General features: G+C 67.4%; 16 protein-coding genes. 1 reads left to right on the plus strand and 15 read right to left on the minus strand.

Annotation, left to right across the window (positions count from 1 at the left end; translation table 11 throughout):
- Position 1: 1 nt before the first annotated feature.
- From rpsC to BJY20_RS05135, 11 genes are all read right to left on the minus strand, one after another.
- Positions 2-826, minus strand: a complete 825-nt coding sequence (gene rpsC / locus BJY20_RS05085) for a 30S ribosomal protein S3 (protein WP_185990532.1) — start codon at positions 824-826, stop codon at positions 2-4.
- Positions 826-1,203, minus strand: coding sequence for a 50S ribosomal protein L22 (gene rplV / locus BJY20_RS05090; protein ID WP_185992473.1), 378 nt, complete (start codon positions 1,201-1,203; stop codon positions 826-828). Before rplV ends, rpsC begins: the two co-directional genes overlap by 1 nt.
- A gap of 32 nt (positions 1,204-1,235) precedes the next feature.
- Positions 1,236-1,517 (minus strand): 30S ribosomal protein S19, encoded by a 282-nt coding sequence (gene rpsS, locus BJY20_RS05095; RefSeq protein WP_166099941.1) that lies wholly within the window; start codon positions 1,515-1,517, stop codon positions 1,236-1,238.
- A 15-nt stretch (positions 1,518-1,532) separates the two neighbouring features.
- Positions 1,533-2,369, minus strand: coding sequence for a 50S ribosomal protein L2 (rplB, locus tag BJY20_RS05100; RefSeq protein WP_185990533.1), 837 nt, complete (start codon positions 2,367-2,369; stop codon positions 1,533-1,535).
- A 23-nt stretch (positions 2,370-2,392) separates the two neighbouring features.
- Entirely contained in the window at positions 2,393-2,707 is a 315-nt protein-coding gene (gene rplW, locus BJY20_RS05105) for a 50S ribosomal protein L23 (protein ID WP_422389000.1), read from the minus strand.
- Positions 2,704-3,345 (minus strand): 50S ribosomal protein L4, encoded by a 642-nt coding sequence (gene rplD / locus BJY20_RS05110; protein ID WP_185990534.1) that lies wholly within the window; start codon positions 3,343-3,345, stop codon positions 2,704-2,706. Before rplD ends, rplW begins: the two co-directional genes overlap by 4 nt.
- Before the next feature lies 1 nt (position 3,346).
- Positions 3,347-4,003 carry a 50S ribosomal protein L3 gene (gene rplC, locus BJY20_RS05115; protein WP_185990535.1) on the minus strand — a complete coding sequence of 219 codons (657 nt, stop codon included), beginning with the start codon at positions 4,001-4,003 and terminating at the stop codon, positions 3,347-3,349.
- A gap of 17 nt (positions 4,004-4,020) precedes the next feature.
- On the minus strand, positions 4,021-4,329 hold the full coding sequence (gene rpsJ / locus BJY20_RS05120) for a 30S ribosomal protein S10 (protein WP_185990536.1): 309 nt from the start codon (positions 4,327-4,329) through the stop codon (positions 4,021-4,023).
- A gap of 362 nt (positions 4,330-4,691) precedes the next feature.
- Positions 4,692-5,801, minus strand: a complete 1,110-nt coding sequence (locus BJY20_RS05125; RefSeq protein WP_185990537.1) for a YihY/virulence factor BrkB family protein — start codon at positions 5,799-5,801, stop codon at positions 4,692-4,694.
- 133 nt (positions 5,802-5,934) lie between these two features.
- Positions 5,935-6,654 carry a hypothetical protein gene (locus BJY20_RS05130; RefSeq protein WP_185990538.1) on the minus strand — a complete coding sequence of 240 codons (720 nt, stop codon included), beginning with the start codon at positions 6,652-6,654 and terminating at the stop codon, positions 5,935-5,937.
- A gap of 163 nt (positions 6,655-6,817) precedes the next feature.
- A complete protein-coding gene (locus tag BJY20_RS05135) occupies positions 6,818-7,387 on the minus strand; it encodes a LuxR C-terminal-related transcriptional regulator (protein ID WP_185990539.1) in 570 nt (189 codons plus the stop codon).
- A gap of 16 nt (positions 7,388-7,403) precedes the next feature.
- On the opposite strand from BJY20_RS05135, the gene BJY20_RS05140 reads away from it, so the two are divergent.
- Positions 7,404-8,066 (plus strand): helix-turn-helix transcriptional regulator, encoded by a 663-nt coding sequence (locus BJY20_RS05140; protein WP_185990540.1) that lies wholly within the window; start codon positions 7,404-7,406, stop codon positions 8,064-8,066.
- Between the two features lie 78 nt (positions 8,067-8,144).
- On the opposite strand, the gene tuf is transcribed toward BJY20_RS05140, so the two are convergent.
- From tuf to rpsL, 4 genes are all read right to left on the minus strand, one after another.
- Positions 8,145-9,338 carry an elongation factor Tu gene (gene tuf / locus BJY20_RS05145; RefSeq protein WP_185990541.1) on the minus strand — a complete coding sequence of 398 codons (1,194 nt, stop codon included), beginning with the start codon at positions 9,336-9,338 and terminating at the stop codon, positions 8,145-8,147.
- Positions 9,339-9,445: 107 nt separating this feature from the next.
- Positions 9,446-11,563, minus strand: coding sequence for an elongation factor G (gene fusA / locus BJY20_RS05150; protein ID WP_185990542.1), 2,118 nt, complete (start codon positions 11,561-11,563; stop codon positions 9,446-9,448).
- A 113-nt stretch (positions 11,564-11,676) separates the two neighbouring features.
- Complete coding sequence (gene rpsG / locus BJY20_RS05155) at positions 11,677-12,147, minus strand: 30S ribosomal protein S7 (RefSeq protein ID WP_185990543.1); 471 nt, start codon at positions 12,145-12,147, stop codon at positions 11,677-11,679.
- Positions 12,147-12,521: a 30S ribosomal protein S12 gene (gene rpsL / locus BJY20_RS05160; protein WP_185990544.1), complete on the minus strand. Its 375-nt coding sequence runs from the start codon at positions 12,519-12,521 to the stop codon at positions 12,147-12,149. The genes rpsG and rpsL overlap by 1 nt, the downstream gene beginning before the upstream one ends.
- Positions 12,522-12,621: the final 100 nt, after the last annotated feature.

Below are 12,621 nucleotides of genomic sequence, written 5' to 3' on the forward strand. Positions count from 1 at the left end.
CTCAGGACTCTCCCTCGGTCTTGGCCGGAGCCTCGGCGGCGGGTGCCTCAGCCGGAGCGGCGGCCTGGGCCGGCGCGTCCTTGCTGCGGTCGCCACCACGCCGGGCGCGGGCGGGACGGTCGTCGCGGTCGCGACGCGGGCCACGACCACGGGGAGCAGCGGACGCCTGCTGGGCCGCGAACTCCTTCTCGGTCATGTCGCCCTTGTAGATCCAGACCTTGACGCCGATGCGGCCGAAGGTCGTGCGGGCCTCGTAGAAGCCGTAGTCGATGTTCGCGCGGAGGGTGTGCAGCGGCACGCGGCCCTCGCGGTAGAACTCGGAGCGGGACATCTCGGCACCACCGAGGCGACCGGAGCACTGGATCCGGATGCCCTTGGCGCCGGCGCGAAGGGAGGACTGCATCCCCTTGCGCATGGCGCGACGGAAGGTGACGCGAGCAGCGAGCTGCTCGGCGATGCCCTGGGCGACGAGCTGGGCCTCGATCTCGGGGTTCTTCACCTCGAGGATGTTCAGCTGGACCTGCTTGCCGGTGAGCTTCTCGAGCTCACCGCGGATGCGGTCCGCCTCGGCGCCACGGCGACCGATGACGATGCCCGGACGCGCGGTGTGGATGTCCACCCGCACGCGGTCCCGGGTGCGCTCGATCTCGACGCGGGCGATCCCGGCGCGCTCCATGCCCGTGGACAGGAGCTTGCGGATCGCCACGTCCTCCTTGACGTAGTCGCGGTAACGCTGACCCTCCTTGCTGGAGTCGGCGAACCAGCGGCTCTTGTGGTCGTTGGTGATGCCCAGACGGAAGCCGTGCGGGTTGATCTTCTGACCCATCAGCGGGCCCCTCCCTTCGCGGCCTTCTCAGGCTTGCTCGTCACGAGCACGGTGATGTGGCTGGTGCGCTTGTTGATCCGGCCGGCGCGGCCCTGGGCCCGCGGACGGAAACGCTTCATCGTCGGACCCTCGTCGACGTAGGCCGAGGTGATGATGAGGTTGCGCTCGTCGAACGGCTCCCCCACCTCGTCGGCCTTGACGCGCAGGTTGGCGATCGCGCTCTGCAGCACCTTCAGGGTCTGCTCGGCCGCACCCTGGGGGGCGAACTGGAGCGTGGCGATCGCGGTCCGGGTGTCCTTCCCGCGGATCAGGTCGACGACGCGGCGCGCCTTCATCGGCGTGATGCGCACGTGGCGTGCGGAGGCCCGGGCGACCAGTGCCTCCTGCTCGGTGGTCTCGGTGGCAGGCATCAGCGACGACGTCCCTTCTTGTCGTCCTTCACGTGGCCGCGGAAGGTGCGGGTCGGGGCGAACTCACCGAGCTTGTGGCCGACCATCGCCTCGGTGACGAACACCGGGACGTGCTTGCGGCCGTCGTGCACGGCGAGAGTGTGGCCGAGCATGTCCGGCGAGATCACCGAACGACGCGACCAGGTCTTGATGACGTTCTTGCTGCCCGCTTCGTTCTGAGCGTCCACCTTCTTCTGGAGGTGGTCGTCGATGAAGGGGCCCTTCTTCAAACTACGAGGCATGTCCCAATGCTCCTATCAGCGCTTCTTGCCGGTGCGGCGGCGACGGACGATGAGCTTGTCGCTCGCCTTGCCGGGACGCCGGGTACGACCCTCGGGCTGGCCCCAGGGCGAGACGGGGTGACGACCGCCGGATGTGCGGCCCTCGCCACCACCGTGCGGGTGGTCGACCGGGTTCATCACGACACCGCGGACGGTGGGGCGCTTGCCCTTCCACCGCATGCGGCCGGCCTTGCCCCAACGGATGTTGGTCTGCTCGGCATTGCCGACCTGACCGATCGTGGCGCGGCAGCGCGCGTCGACGCGGCGGACCTCACCGGAGGGCATGCGCAGCGTCGCGAGCTGTCCCTCCTTGGCCAGCAGCTGGATGCTGACGCCGGCGGAGCGGGCCAGCTTGGCGCCGCCTCCCGGACGCAGCTCGACCGCGTGGATGGTCGTACCGTTCGGGATGTTGCGCAGCGGCAGGTTGTTGCCGACCTTGATGTCAGCGGCGGGGCCGTTCTCGACGGCCGAACCCTGACCGAGCTTGTTCGGCGCCAGGATGTAGCGCTTCTCCCCGTCGGCGTAGTGCAGCAGCGCGATGCGGGCGGTGCGGTTCGGGTCGTACTCGATGTGCGCGACCTTCGCGGGGACGCCGTCCTTGTCGTGGCGACGGAAGTCGATGACGCGGTAGGCACGCTTGTGGCCACCACCGATGTGACGGCTGGTGATGCGACCGGAGGCGTTGCGGCCACCGGACTTGCTCAGCGGACGGACCAGCGACTTCTCCGGCGTCTCACGCGTGACCTCGACGAAGTCTGCGACGGAGCTGGCGCGGCGACCGGGAGTGGTCGGCTTGTACTTGCGGATACCCATTTGGTTCTTCCTTGTCCTCTCCGTCAGCCCTGGCCGCCGAAGATGTCGATCGTGCCCTCGCGGAGGGTGACGATCGCGCGCTTCGTGTCCTTGCGCTTACCGGTGCCGAACCGCGTGCGTCGGGCCTTGCCGACTCGGTTCATGGTGTGCACGGAGTCGACCTTGACGTCGAAGATCTGCTCGACGGCGATCTTGATCTCCGTCTTGTTCGCCCGCGGGTCGACGATGAAGGTGTACTTCCCGTCGTCGAGCAGGCCGTAGGACTTCTCGGACACCACGGGACGGATGAGGATGTCGCGCGGGTCCTTGGTCTGGGACGCAGAACTGATCTGGCTCACTTGGCAGTCCCCTCTGTCTTGGGCGCGAGGAAGCCCTCGAGCGCCGTCTGGGTGAAGACGATGTCGTCGGCGCAGAGCACGTCGTAGGTGTTGAGCTGGTCGACGAAGATGACGTGGACGTCGGCGAGGTTGCGCACCGACTTCCACGCGGTCTCGTTGCCGCGCTCGATCACGACGAGCAGGTTCTTGCGCTCGGTGAGACCGCCGAGGACGGACGTGACGCCCTTCGTCGACGGGGTGTCGCCCTCGACCAGCGTGCTGAGGACGTGGATGCGGCCGTGGCGCGCCCGGTCCGAGAGGGCTCCGCGCAGGGCGGCGGCCTTCATCTTCTTGGGGGTGCGCTGACCGTAGTCACGCGGCTGCGGGCCGTGGACGGTGCCACCACCGGCGAACTGCGGCGCACGGATCGACCCCTGACGGGCGCGGCCGGTCCCCTTCTGGCGGTATGGCTTGATGCCACCGCCGCGGACCTCGGCGCGGGTCTTGGTCTTGTGCGTGCCCCGACGGGCAGCGGCCTGCTGGGCGACGACGACCTGGTGGATCAACGGGACGTTGACCTCCACGTCGAAGACCTCGGCGGGCAGCTCGACGGTGCCGGAGGCAGAGCCCTGCGGGCTGATGATGTCGATGGTCGGCACGTCAGGCTCCCTTCGCTGAGGCGCGGACGAGGACGATGCCACCGCGGGCGCCGGGGACGGCGCCCTTGATGAGCAGGAGGCCCTTGTCGGCGTCGATCGCGTGGATCGTGAGGTTCTGGGTGGTCTGGCGCTCGCCGCCCATGCGGCCGGCCATGTGCTTCCCCTTGAAGACGCGACCCGGGGTGGCGCAGCCACCGATCGAGCCGGGCTTGCGGTGGTTGCGGTGCGCACCGTGGGAGGCGCTGACACCGGCGAACCCGTGGCGCTTCATGACGCCCGCGAAGCCCTTGCCCTTGGTCGTGCCGGTGATGTCGATCTCCTGGCCGGCCTCGAAGAGCTCGACGGTGACTTCCTGGCCGAGGGTGTACTCGGAGGCGTCGCTCGTGCGCAGCTCGACGAGGTGACGGCGCGGGGTGGCACCGGCCTTGGCGAAGTGACCGCTGGTGGGCTGGTTGACCTTGCGGGGGTCGATCGCGCCGTAGGCGAGCTGGACGGCCTCGTAGCCGTCGGTCTCGGTCGTGCGGATCTGGGTGACGACGCAGGGCCCGGCCTGGACGACGGTCACGGGGACGAGGCGGTTCTCCTCGTCCCAGACCTGCGTCATGCCGAGCTTCTCGCCGAGGACGCCCTTGACGGTCTTGGTCATGGTGGTGGTCATGTCTCGTCTCTCCCGGATCAGAGCTTGATCTCGATGTTGACGTCAGCCGGGAGGTCGAGACGCATCAGCGAGTCGACGGCCTTGGGCGTCGGGTCGATGATGTCGATGAGGCGCTTGTGGGTGCGCATCTCGAAGTGCTCGCGGCTGTCCTTGTACTTGTGCGGCGACCGGATGACGCAGAACACGTTCTTCTCCGTCGGCAGCGGCACGGGGCCGATAACCGTCGCGCCGGCACGGGTCACGGTGTCGACGATCTTTCGCGCCGAGTTGTCGATGACCTCGTGGTCATACGACTTCAACCGGATGCGGATCTTCTGTCCCGCCATCTGTGCTTCCGTCTCTCTCTCGCCGTCTTGCCTGGTCTGTGTGGGCCAACCCGGTCTCCGACCCACGCGGTCGGGTGTGTCGCACCCGCTCCGCGGCCCGACGACGGGCCCTGGGGCCATGTCGTGCGGTCTGGTCAGTGACCCGGTCGAACCGGATCTTGCTCTCGTCCGATGTGTCGCCCCACGCAGTACGCGGTTCGATGCGTTGTCATCGGGGTGTCGGCGACCTCCGCGACCAGGGCAAATCCGGTCATGGCGTCACCGCTCAACAAGCAACCTGAACAGTGTGCCAGAGCGTGGGACCGCAGTCCAAATCGAGGTTCGCACCCCCTGAGTGAGGGGCGGGGACGCACCTCGGGCCCTCAGTCCCGGCGGATCTCCTCGTCGGCCAGATCGGCCGCGGACTTGCCGTAGTCGTGCAGCCCCTTGATCCGTAGCGAGCGGGCCTGCTCGAGGTCGGCCTCGTACTTCTTGGCCGCTGCGTCGGACTTCGTCGAGTCACGCACCGGGAGGACCAGGCCCCCCTCGGCCGCCTCCCCGACGCGCAGCTGCCGGGAGCGCTCGAGCTCGGCGTCGAACTCCGCTCCGAAAAGCAGCACGTTGTTGAGGATCCACAGCCACAACAGGAAGATGATGACGCCGGCCAGCGAGCCGTAGGTCGCGTTGTAGGAGGCGAAGTTCGAGACGTAGAAGAAGAAGCCGATCGAGGCGATGATCGCCACGATGATCGCCAGCGCAGCCCCCGGGCTGAGCCAGCGGAAGGGACGCTTGACGTTCGGCGTCGCGAAGTAGAGCAGGCCGGTCATGAAGATCGCGATGAGCAGCAGGACGGGCCACTTCGCGAGGTTCCACGCCGTGACCGCAGCCTCCCCGAGACCGATGGTCTCGCCGATGACGCGGGCCAGGTCGCCACTGACGGCGATGGCCAGCACGGAGAAGGCCGCCAGAATCAGCAGCACGGCCGTGATGCCCAGCCGGGCGGGACGCAACTTGATGAAGCCACGGCCCTCCGCCACGCCGTACACCCGGTTCAGCGCACGGCCGAAGGCGCCGACGTACCCGGAGGCCGTCCACAGGGCACCACCGAGACCGATGACGAGACCGATGCCGGCTGCCGAGGAGTTGACCATCTGATCCAACGGGCCGGAGATCGTCTCGATGGCCTTGCCGCCGTTGCCCTGGGTGAGCTGTCCGATGACGTCCAGGACGGTCTTCTTCGTCTGCTCCGGCTCGCCGACCACGCCGAGGATGGAGACCAGGGCCAGCATCGCCGGGAAGATCGAGAGCACCGAGAAATAGGTCAGGGCCGCCGCGAGGTCCGTGCACCCGTCGCTGGTGAACTCCTTCAGCGCCCGCTTGCCCGCGAAGATCCAGTGACGCAGGGGCAGCTTGCGCAGGGGTGCGCGCTCGGGCAGCTCGGAGCTGACGACGACATCACCCCCCGTCTCGGGGGTGGGGACCTCGGTGGCCATGGTCGACTCAGACCTCCGTGCTCGGGTGCGGCGTGCGAGTTCACCCTACGGCGAAGGGGGCTCCCCCGCCCCGCGCACACGCGAGCGCCCGCCGTCCGAATCGAACAGCGGGCGCAACGTCTGGAAGGGCCGGTCAGCCCAAGATCCCTCCAAGAATACCCCCGAGCCCGAGCCCCTCCAGGAGGTTGTCCAGCGAGAGGCCGGCGTCACCCAAGAGGGCGTCCAAGAGTTCCACTGTCTCGGCGGGGAGTTCTTGGACCTCCTCACCGAGGCTCTCGAGGAGCGTGGTGAGGATGAATTGGGGTTCGCCACAGAAGGCCAAGGTGAGGCCGGCGAGCCCGAACGCATCGAGCTCGACCAGGGTGTAGTCCTGCGTCGTCGGCATGCCCTCGATGGTCAGCGTGGTCGTGCCGGCGACCTGCCCGTTGACGTCGAGCTGAGCCACGGGGAATACGTTCACGCGAACGGCCTCGCCCGGCGGGATGTCCCTACCGATGGTGCCAGTCTGCATGTCGTCACCGAAGACCACTGCGTCGACCTGGAGGGCGTTGAGACCCTCGACAGTGGCGCCTACGAAGTTGGTGCTCGCCAAGGTGAACGTCTGACCAGCCTCGACCGTGCAGTCGTTGCTGCTGTTCGTGATCTCGAAGTACAGCGAGTCACTGTTTCCGTCCAGCACGTCGATGTCGATCGGGGGACAAACCGCCTCGACGGTGAAGCCGGGCGACGTGCCACAGTAGTTGGTCGACGCGGCGAGGGACGGGGCAGCTGCGGCGACGGCGACGGCCGGGACGGCCCAGGCGGCACCCTTCGCGACGGAGCGGCGGGACGGGCTGGTGATCTCAGAGGTCACGTGGCGGTTCCTTCTGCGGACAGGCGCGGTCGTCAGTCGCCGTGCTCGGTCGCGACGGCGCGTCGGGTGCGGGATTCCTCCCTGACGGCTGCCTGTCCAACCGCCGAAAGTTACCCTAGGGTTTCCTGAGCATCACACGATTGGATGCACCCAAAAGGACTAGTCAGAGCCACCCACGCATGTCCAATTCGTGGCGCAGTCCCTCCCTGGTGGAGGTCCCCACGTGACCCGTCTTGTCCCGAACCCGGCCGATGTGTACCTTCAACGTCCGCTCGCTGATGCCAAGGCCATGCGCCACCTCGGCCCTGGAGCACCCCGCCTGCGTGACGAGGTATGCACGTGCTGCCTCGCGCTCCCGAGCCGTCAGTGCCTCCGACCCCGACTCCGGCCACGGCACGTCCTCGCCCTGCCGGACCCGATGCACCACGTCCATGAGCTCCCGCGGCAGAGCGAGCACGCTCACGTAGGCGCTCGCTCCGGCGTCCCGGAGTGCCGCGACCCGGCCCACCGGCAGCGTGCCGCCCCAGACGATCGTCTGCCGCCCCGCCCGGGAACGACGACGGAGGACGCCTCCCAGCCCGGGAGTCTCGACGGTGGCCACGAGGACCCCCTCGGCACCATTGGGCTCGACGATGACGCCGACCCGCTCCCCCGCCTGCTGCAGGACGGTCACCAGTGAGTCCGCGTGCAGCGGGGACGAGGACCAGACGGCGAGCGGAAAGGGCTGGGGCATGGGAATATCGTGCCCGATGACCACCCCACCGCGCGTCGACCTGGTGCACACGTCACCCGTGGTGACGACAGCCCTGCGTCACGAGCTACGCAGCGGTCCGGCCCCGGTGCGCGTGGATACCACGGTGCACTCGTGGTCGGACTTCCGCAGGGAGTGGGACTTCGCCGGCGATGTCGTCGTGCTCCACGCACTCCTCGACGACCACGTGCCGCTCCCGCTGAAGATCCGGGCGCTGCACCGACTCGGCTCCGTTGCCGTCGTCCTCGGACCGGAGCGGGAGTCCCCCTTCGCCCGACGATGCGGAGCGCAGGGTGCCGGCGCGTGGATCGAGCCGACCAACGGACTGGTCGCGACCGCCCGCACGATCCGCCAGGTGGCCTCCGGCACCGTCCCCGAGCACGCGCGGACCGCCCCCGCTGCCCCGGGTCAGGCCGAGCTCACCGACCGGGAGCTGCAGGTGCTCTGCCTCTTCGCCTCCGCCCGAGGGCACTCCCCCGCCGATCTGGGCCGGGTACTCTCCCTGCGCACCGAGACCGTGCGCAGCCACCTCGAGCGGGGTCGCGCCCGGTACCGGGCGTTCGGCCGCCCCACGCATGACCGTGCGGCCCTGCGGGCTGCTCTCGTCGAGGATGGCTGGCTCCTCGACCCGGTCGTGTGGACGGCCGCCGCCCGCGGCTGACGCCGGGCACGGCGAAGGGCCCGCCTCCCCTGACGGGGAAGCGGGCCCTTCGGTGTGCTGACCGGGGTCAGCCCAAGATCACTTGAGGATCTTGGTGACGCGACCGGCGCCGACGGTACGGCCACCCTCGCGGATGTTGAACTGCAGGCCCTCTTCCATGGCGACCGGCTGGATCAGGTCGACCGTCATGTCGGTGTTGTCACCCGGCATGACCATCTCGGTGCCCTCCGGCAGCGTCACGACGCCGGTGACGTCGGTCGTGCGGAAGTAGAACTGCGGACGGTAGGAGTCATAGAACGGCGTGTGACGGCCGCCCTCCTCCTTCGAGAGGATGTAGACCTGCGCCTCGAACTGGGTGTGCGGCGTGATCGAGCCCGGCTTGCAGACGACCTGGCCGCGCTCGACGTCCTCGCGCTTGGTACCACGCAGGAGCAGACCGACGTTCTCACCGGCCTGGCCCTCGTCGAGGAGCTTGCGGAACATCTCGATGCCCGTGACCGTGGTGGTCGTCTTCTGCTCGCGGATACCGACGATCTCGACCTCCTCGTTGACCTTGAGGATGCCGCGCTCGATGCGGCCGGTCACGACGGTGCCACGACCGGTGATCGTGAAGACGTCCTCGACCGGCATCATGAACGGCTTGTCGAGGTCGCGGTCCGGGGTCGGGATGTAGGTGTCGACCGTGTTCATCAGCTCCATGATGGAGTCTGCCCACGTGTCGTCACCCTCGAGCGCCTTGAGCGCGGAGACCTTGACGACGGGTGCGTCATCACCGGGGAACTCGTAGGAGGACAGCAGCTCGCGGACCTCCATCTCGACGAGCTCGAGGATCTCCTCGTCGTCGACCATGTCGCACTTGTTCAGCGCAACCACGATGTAGGGGACGCCGACCTGGCGGGCCAGGAGGACGTGCTCCTTCGTCTGCGGCATCGGCCCGTCGGTCGCCGCGACCACGAGGATCGCACCGTCCATCTGGGCCGCGCCGGTGATCATGTTCTTGACGTAGTCAGCGTGCCCAGGGGCGTCGACGTGCGCGTAGTGGCGCGACTCGGTCTGGTACTCCTGGTGCGAGACGTTGATCGTGATCCCGCGCTGCTTCTCCTCGGGCGCGTTGTCGATCTTGTCGAACGCCGCGACCTGGTTCAGGTCCGGGTACTTGTCCGCGAGCACCTTGGAAATCGCAGCCGTCAGCGTCGTCTTGCCATGGTCAATGTGACCGATGGTGCCGATGTTGACGTGCGGCTTGCTCCGCTCGAACTTTGCCTTCGCCACTGTGTGTCCTCCTCAGGACGTTCTTCTTGGTTACGCCTTTGCCCGGCAGGGTGGCGTGGATTGCGATTGGTCGTGCTATCGGGATGAATTGCCGGTAATACTACCGGTCACTCACCACGAACCTTCTTGATGATCTCCTCGGCGACGCTCTTGGGAACCTCGGCGTACGAGTCGAACTCCATGGAGTAGTTCGCCCGGCCTTGGGTCTTCGACCTCAGGTCACCGACGTAACCGAACATCTCGGACAGGGGGACGAGGCCGGTGACGACCTTCGCACCACTGACGTCCTCCATGGACTGGACCTGACCGCGACGCGAGTTGATGTCGCCGATGACGTCACCCATGTAGTCCTCGGGCGTACGCACCTCGACGCGCATCATCGGCTCCATCAGGACCGGATCAGCCTTGCGGGCGGCCTCCTTGAAGGCCATCGAACCCGCGATCTTGAACGCCATCTCCGAGGAGTCGACGTCGTGGAACTGCCCGTCGAGCAGCGTCGCCTTGACGCCCACGACCGGGTAGCCGGCGAGGATGCCGTACTGCATGGCGTCCTGGATACCGGCGTCGACGCTCGGGATGAACTCACGCGGGATGCGACCACCGGTGACGGAGTTCTTGAACTCGTAGAGCTCGCCGTCCTCCGTGGTGTCCAGCGGCTCGAAGGTCAGCTGGACCTTCGCGAACTGGCCCGACCCACCGGTCTGCTTCTTGTGCGTGTAGTCGAACTTCTCGACCACCTTGCGGATGGTCTCGCGGTAGGCGACCTGCGGCTTGCCGATGTTCGCCTCGACCTTGAACTCGCGCTTCATCCGGTCGACGAAGACGTCGAGGTGGAGCTCGCCCATGCCGGCGATGATCGTCTGTCCGGTCTCCTCGTCGAGGGAGACCTGGAAGGTCGGGTCCTCGGCGACGAGACGCTGGATCGCGCTGCCCAGCTTCTCCTGGTCACCCTTGGTCTTGGGCTCGATCGCCACCTGGATGACCGGCGCGGGGAAGGACATCGACTCGAGGATGACCGGGTTGGCGGCGTCGCTGAGGGTGTCACCGGTGGTGACCTCCTTCAGACCGATGACGGCGTAGATGTGGCCCGCCATCGCCTCCTCGACCGGGTTCTCCTTGTTGGCGTGCATCTGGAAGAGCTTCCCGATGCGCTCCTTCTTGCCCTTGGTGGAGTTGATGATCTGCGTACCCGGGACGATCTTGCCCGAGTAGACGCGGATGAAGGTCAGCGTGCCGAAGAACGGGTGCGCCGCGATCTTGAAGGCCAGCGCCGAGAACGGCTCGTCGGTGCTCGGCTTGCGCAGGACCGCGGTCTCCTCGTCGTTGGGGGCGTGGCCCTCCATCGGCGGGACGTCCAGCGGGCTCGGCAGGTAGTCGCGCACGGCGTCGAGGATCGGCTGGACACCGCGGTTCTTGAAGGCGGAGCCACAGAAGATCGGGTAGAGCTGCGAGGTGACCGTCAGCTCACGGATGCCGGCCTTGAGCTCCTCGTTGGTCAGCTCCTCGCCACCGAGGTACTTCTCCATGAGCTCGTCGTCGGACTCGGCGACCCGCTCGACCAGGAGGTTGCGGTACTCCTCGGCCCTGGCCTGCAGGTCCTCGGGGATCTCGCGGATCTCGTAGGCAGCGCCGAGGCTGACATCGCCCTTGGCGTCGCCCTCCCACACGAAGGCCTTCATGGTGATCAGGTCGACGACACCGATGAAGTCGCTCTCCGCGCCGATCGGCAGCTGCATGACCAGCGGCTCCGCACCGAGGCGGTCCTTGATGGTGTCGACGGTGAAGTAGAAGTCGGCACCGAGCTTGTCCATCTTGTTGACGAAGGCGATGCGGGGGACGTCGTACTTGTCCGCCTGACGCCAGACCGTCTCGGACTGGGGCTCGACGCCCTCCTTGCCGTCGAAGACCGCGACGGCGCCGTCGAGGACGCGCAGGGAGCGCTCCACCTCGACGGTGAAGTCGACGTGGCCGGGGGTGTCGATGATGTTGATCTGGGTGTCGTCCCAGAAGGAGGTGACCGCGGCGGAAGTGATCGTGATGCCGCGCTCCTTCTCCTGCTCCATCCAGTCGGTGGTGGAGGCACCGTCGTGGGTCTCACCGAGCTTGTGGTTGACCCCGGTGTAGAAGAGGATGCGCTCAGTCGTCGTCGTCTTGCCGGCGTCGATGTGCGCCATGATGCCGATGTTTCGGACCTTGGTCAGGTCCGTCAGGACGTCCTGTGCCACTCGTTATCTCATCTCGCTCGTTACGGTCGTGTCTGCCCGGTCGGGCGGGTTGTCCCTCGCCCGGATCGGGCGGGTGGGTCGGGGCCGACGGTGCGGCCGGCCCCGACCAGCTGTCACCAGCGGTAGTGCGCGAAGGCCTTGTTGGACTCGGCCATCTTGTGGGTGTCCTCGCGACGCTTCACCGCGGCACCCAGGCCGTTGCTCGCGTCGAGGATCTCGTTCATGAGGCGGTCGGTCATCGTCTTCTCACGACGCTGGCGCGAGTAACCCACGAGCCAGCGCAGCGACAGGGTCGTGGCGCGGCCGGGCTTGACCTCGATCGGGACCTGGTAGGTGGCACCACCGACGCGGCGGGACTTGACCTCCAGGGACGGCTTGACGTTGTCCAGGGCGCGCTTGAGCGTCTGGACCGGGTCGGTGTCGGTCTTCTCACGGCAGCCCTCGAGCGCGTCGTAGACGATCGCTTCGGCGATGGACTTCTTGCCGTCCGTGAGGATCTTGTTGACCAGCTGGGTCACCAGAGGGGACTGGTAGACCGGGTCGATGACGAGCGGGCGCTTGGGAGCGGGACCCTTGCGAGGCATTACTTCTTCTCCTTCTTGGCGCCGTAGCGGCTGCGAGCCTGCTGGCGACCCTTGACACCCTGGGTGTCGAGCGAGCCGCGCACGATCTTGTAACGGACGCCGGGGAGGTCCTTCACACGGCCACCACGCACGAGCACGATCGAGTGCTCCTGCAGGTTGTGACCGACGCCCGGGATGTAGGCCGTGACCTCGATGCCGCTGGTCAGGCGCACACGGGCGACCTTGCGCAGGGCAGAGTTCGGCTTCTTGGGGGTGGTGGTGTACACACGCGTGCACACCCCACGACGCTGCGGCGAGCCCTTGAGCGCAGGCGTCGCGTTCTTCGTCGTCTTGTCGTGCCGGCCCTTGCGGACCAGCTGGTTGATCGTGGGCAACCTGTACTCCGTACCTTCGGTGATGTTGTCTGCGCCCGCCGGGTCGAGACCCGGACGACGCTCCTTGGATGCCGTCCCTGACCCCCGCACTCGGGTGTGT

Origin of the sequence: Janibacter cremeus, from assembly GCF_013409205.1 — a bacterium.
Taxonomy (GTDB): Bacteria; Actinomycetota; Actinomycetes; order Actinomycetales; family Dermatophilaceae; genus Janibacter; species Janibacter cremeus.

Coding starts and splice junctions, on each gene's coding strand:
- rpsC (WP_185990532.1), bottom strand. CDS start 826: ATGGGTCAGAAGATCAACCCGCACGGCTTCCGTCTGGGCATCACCAAC.
- rpsS (WP_166099941.1), bottom strand. CDS start 1,517: ATGCCTCGTAGTTTGAAGAAGGGCCCCTTCATCGACGACCACCTCCAG.
- rplB (WP_185990533.1), bottom strand. CDS start 2,369: ATGGGTATCCGCAAGTACAAGCCGACCACTCCCGGTCGCCGCGCCAGC.
- rplC (WP_185990535.1), bottom strand. CDS start 4,003: ATGACCACCACCATGACCAAGACCGTCAAGGGCGTCCTCGGCGAGAAG.
- rpsJ (WP_185990536.1), bottom strand. CDS start 4,329: ATGGCGGGACAGAAGATCCGCATCCGGTTGAAGTCGTATGACCACGAG.
- BJY20_RS05125 (WP_185990537.1), bottom strand. CDS start 5,801: ATGGCCACCGAGGTCCCCACCCCCGAGACGGGGGGTGATGTCGTCGTC.
- BJY20_RS05135 (WP_185990539.1), bottom strand. CDS start 7,387: ATGCCCCAGCCCTTTCCGCTCGCCGTCTGGTCCTCGTCCCCGCTGCAC.
- BJY20_RS05140 (WP_185990540.1), top strand. CDS start 7,404: ATGACCACCCCACCGCGCGTCGACCTGGTGCACACGTCACCCGTGGTG.
- rpsG (WP_185990543.1), bottom strand. CDS start 12,147: ATGCCTCGCAAGGGTCCCGCTCCCAAGCGCCCGCTCGTCATCGACCCG.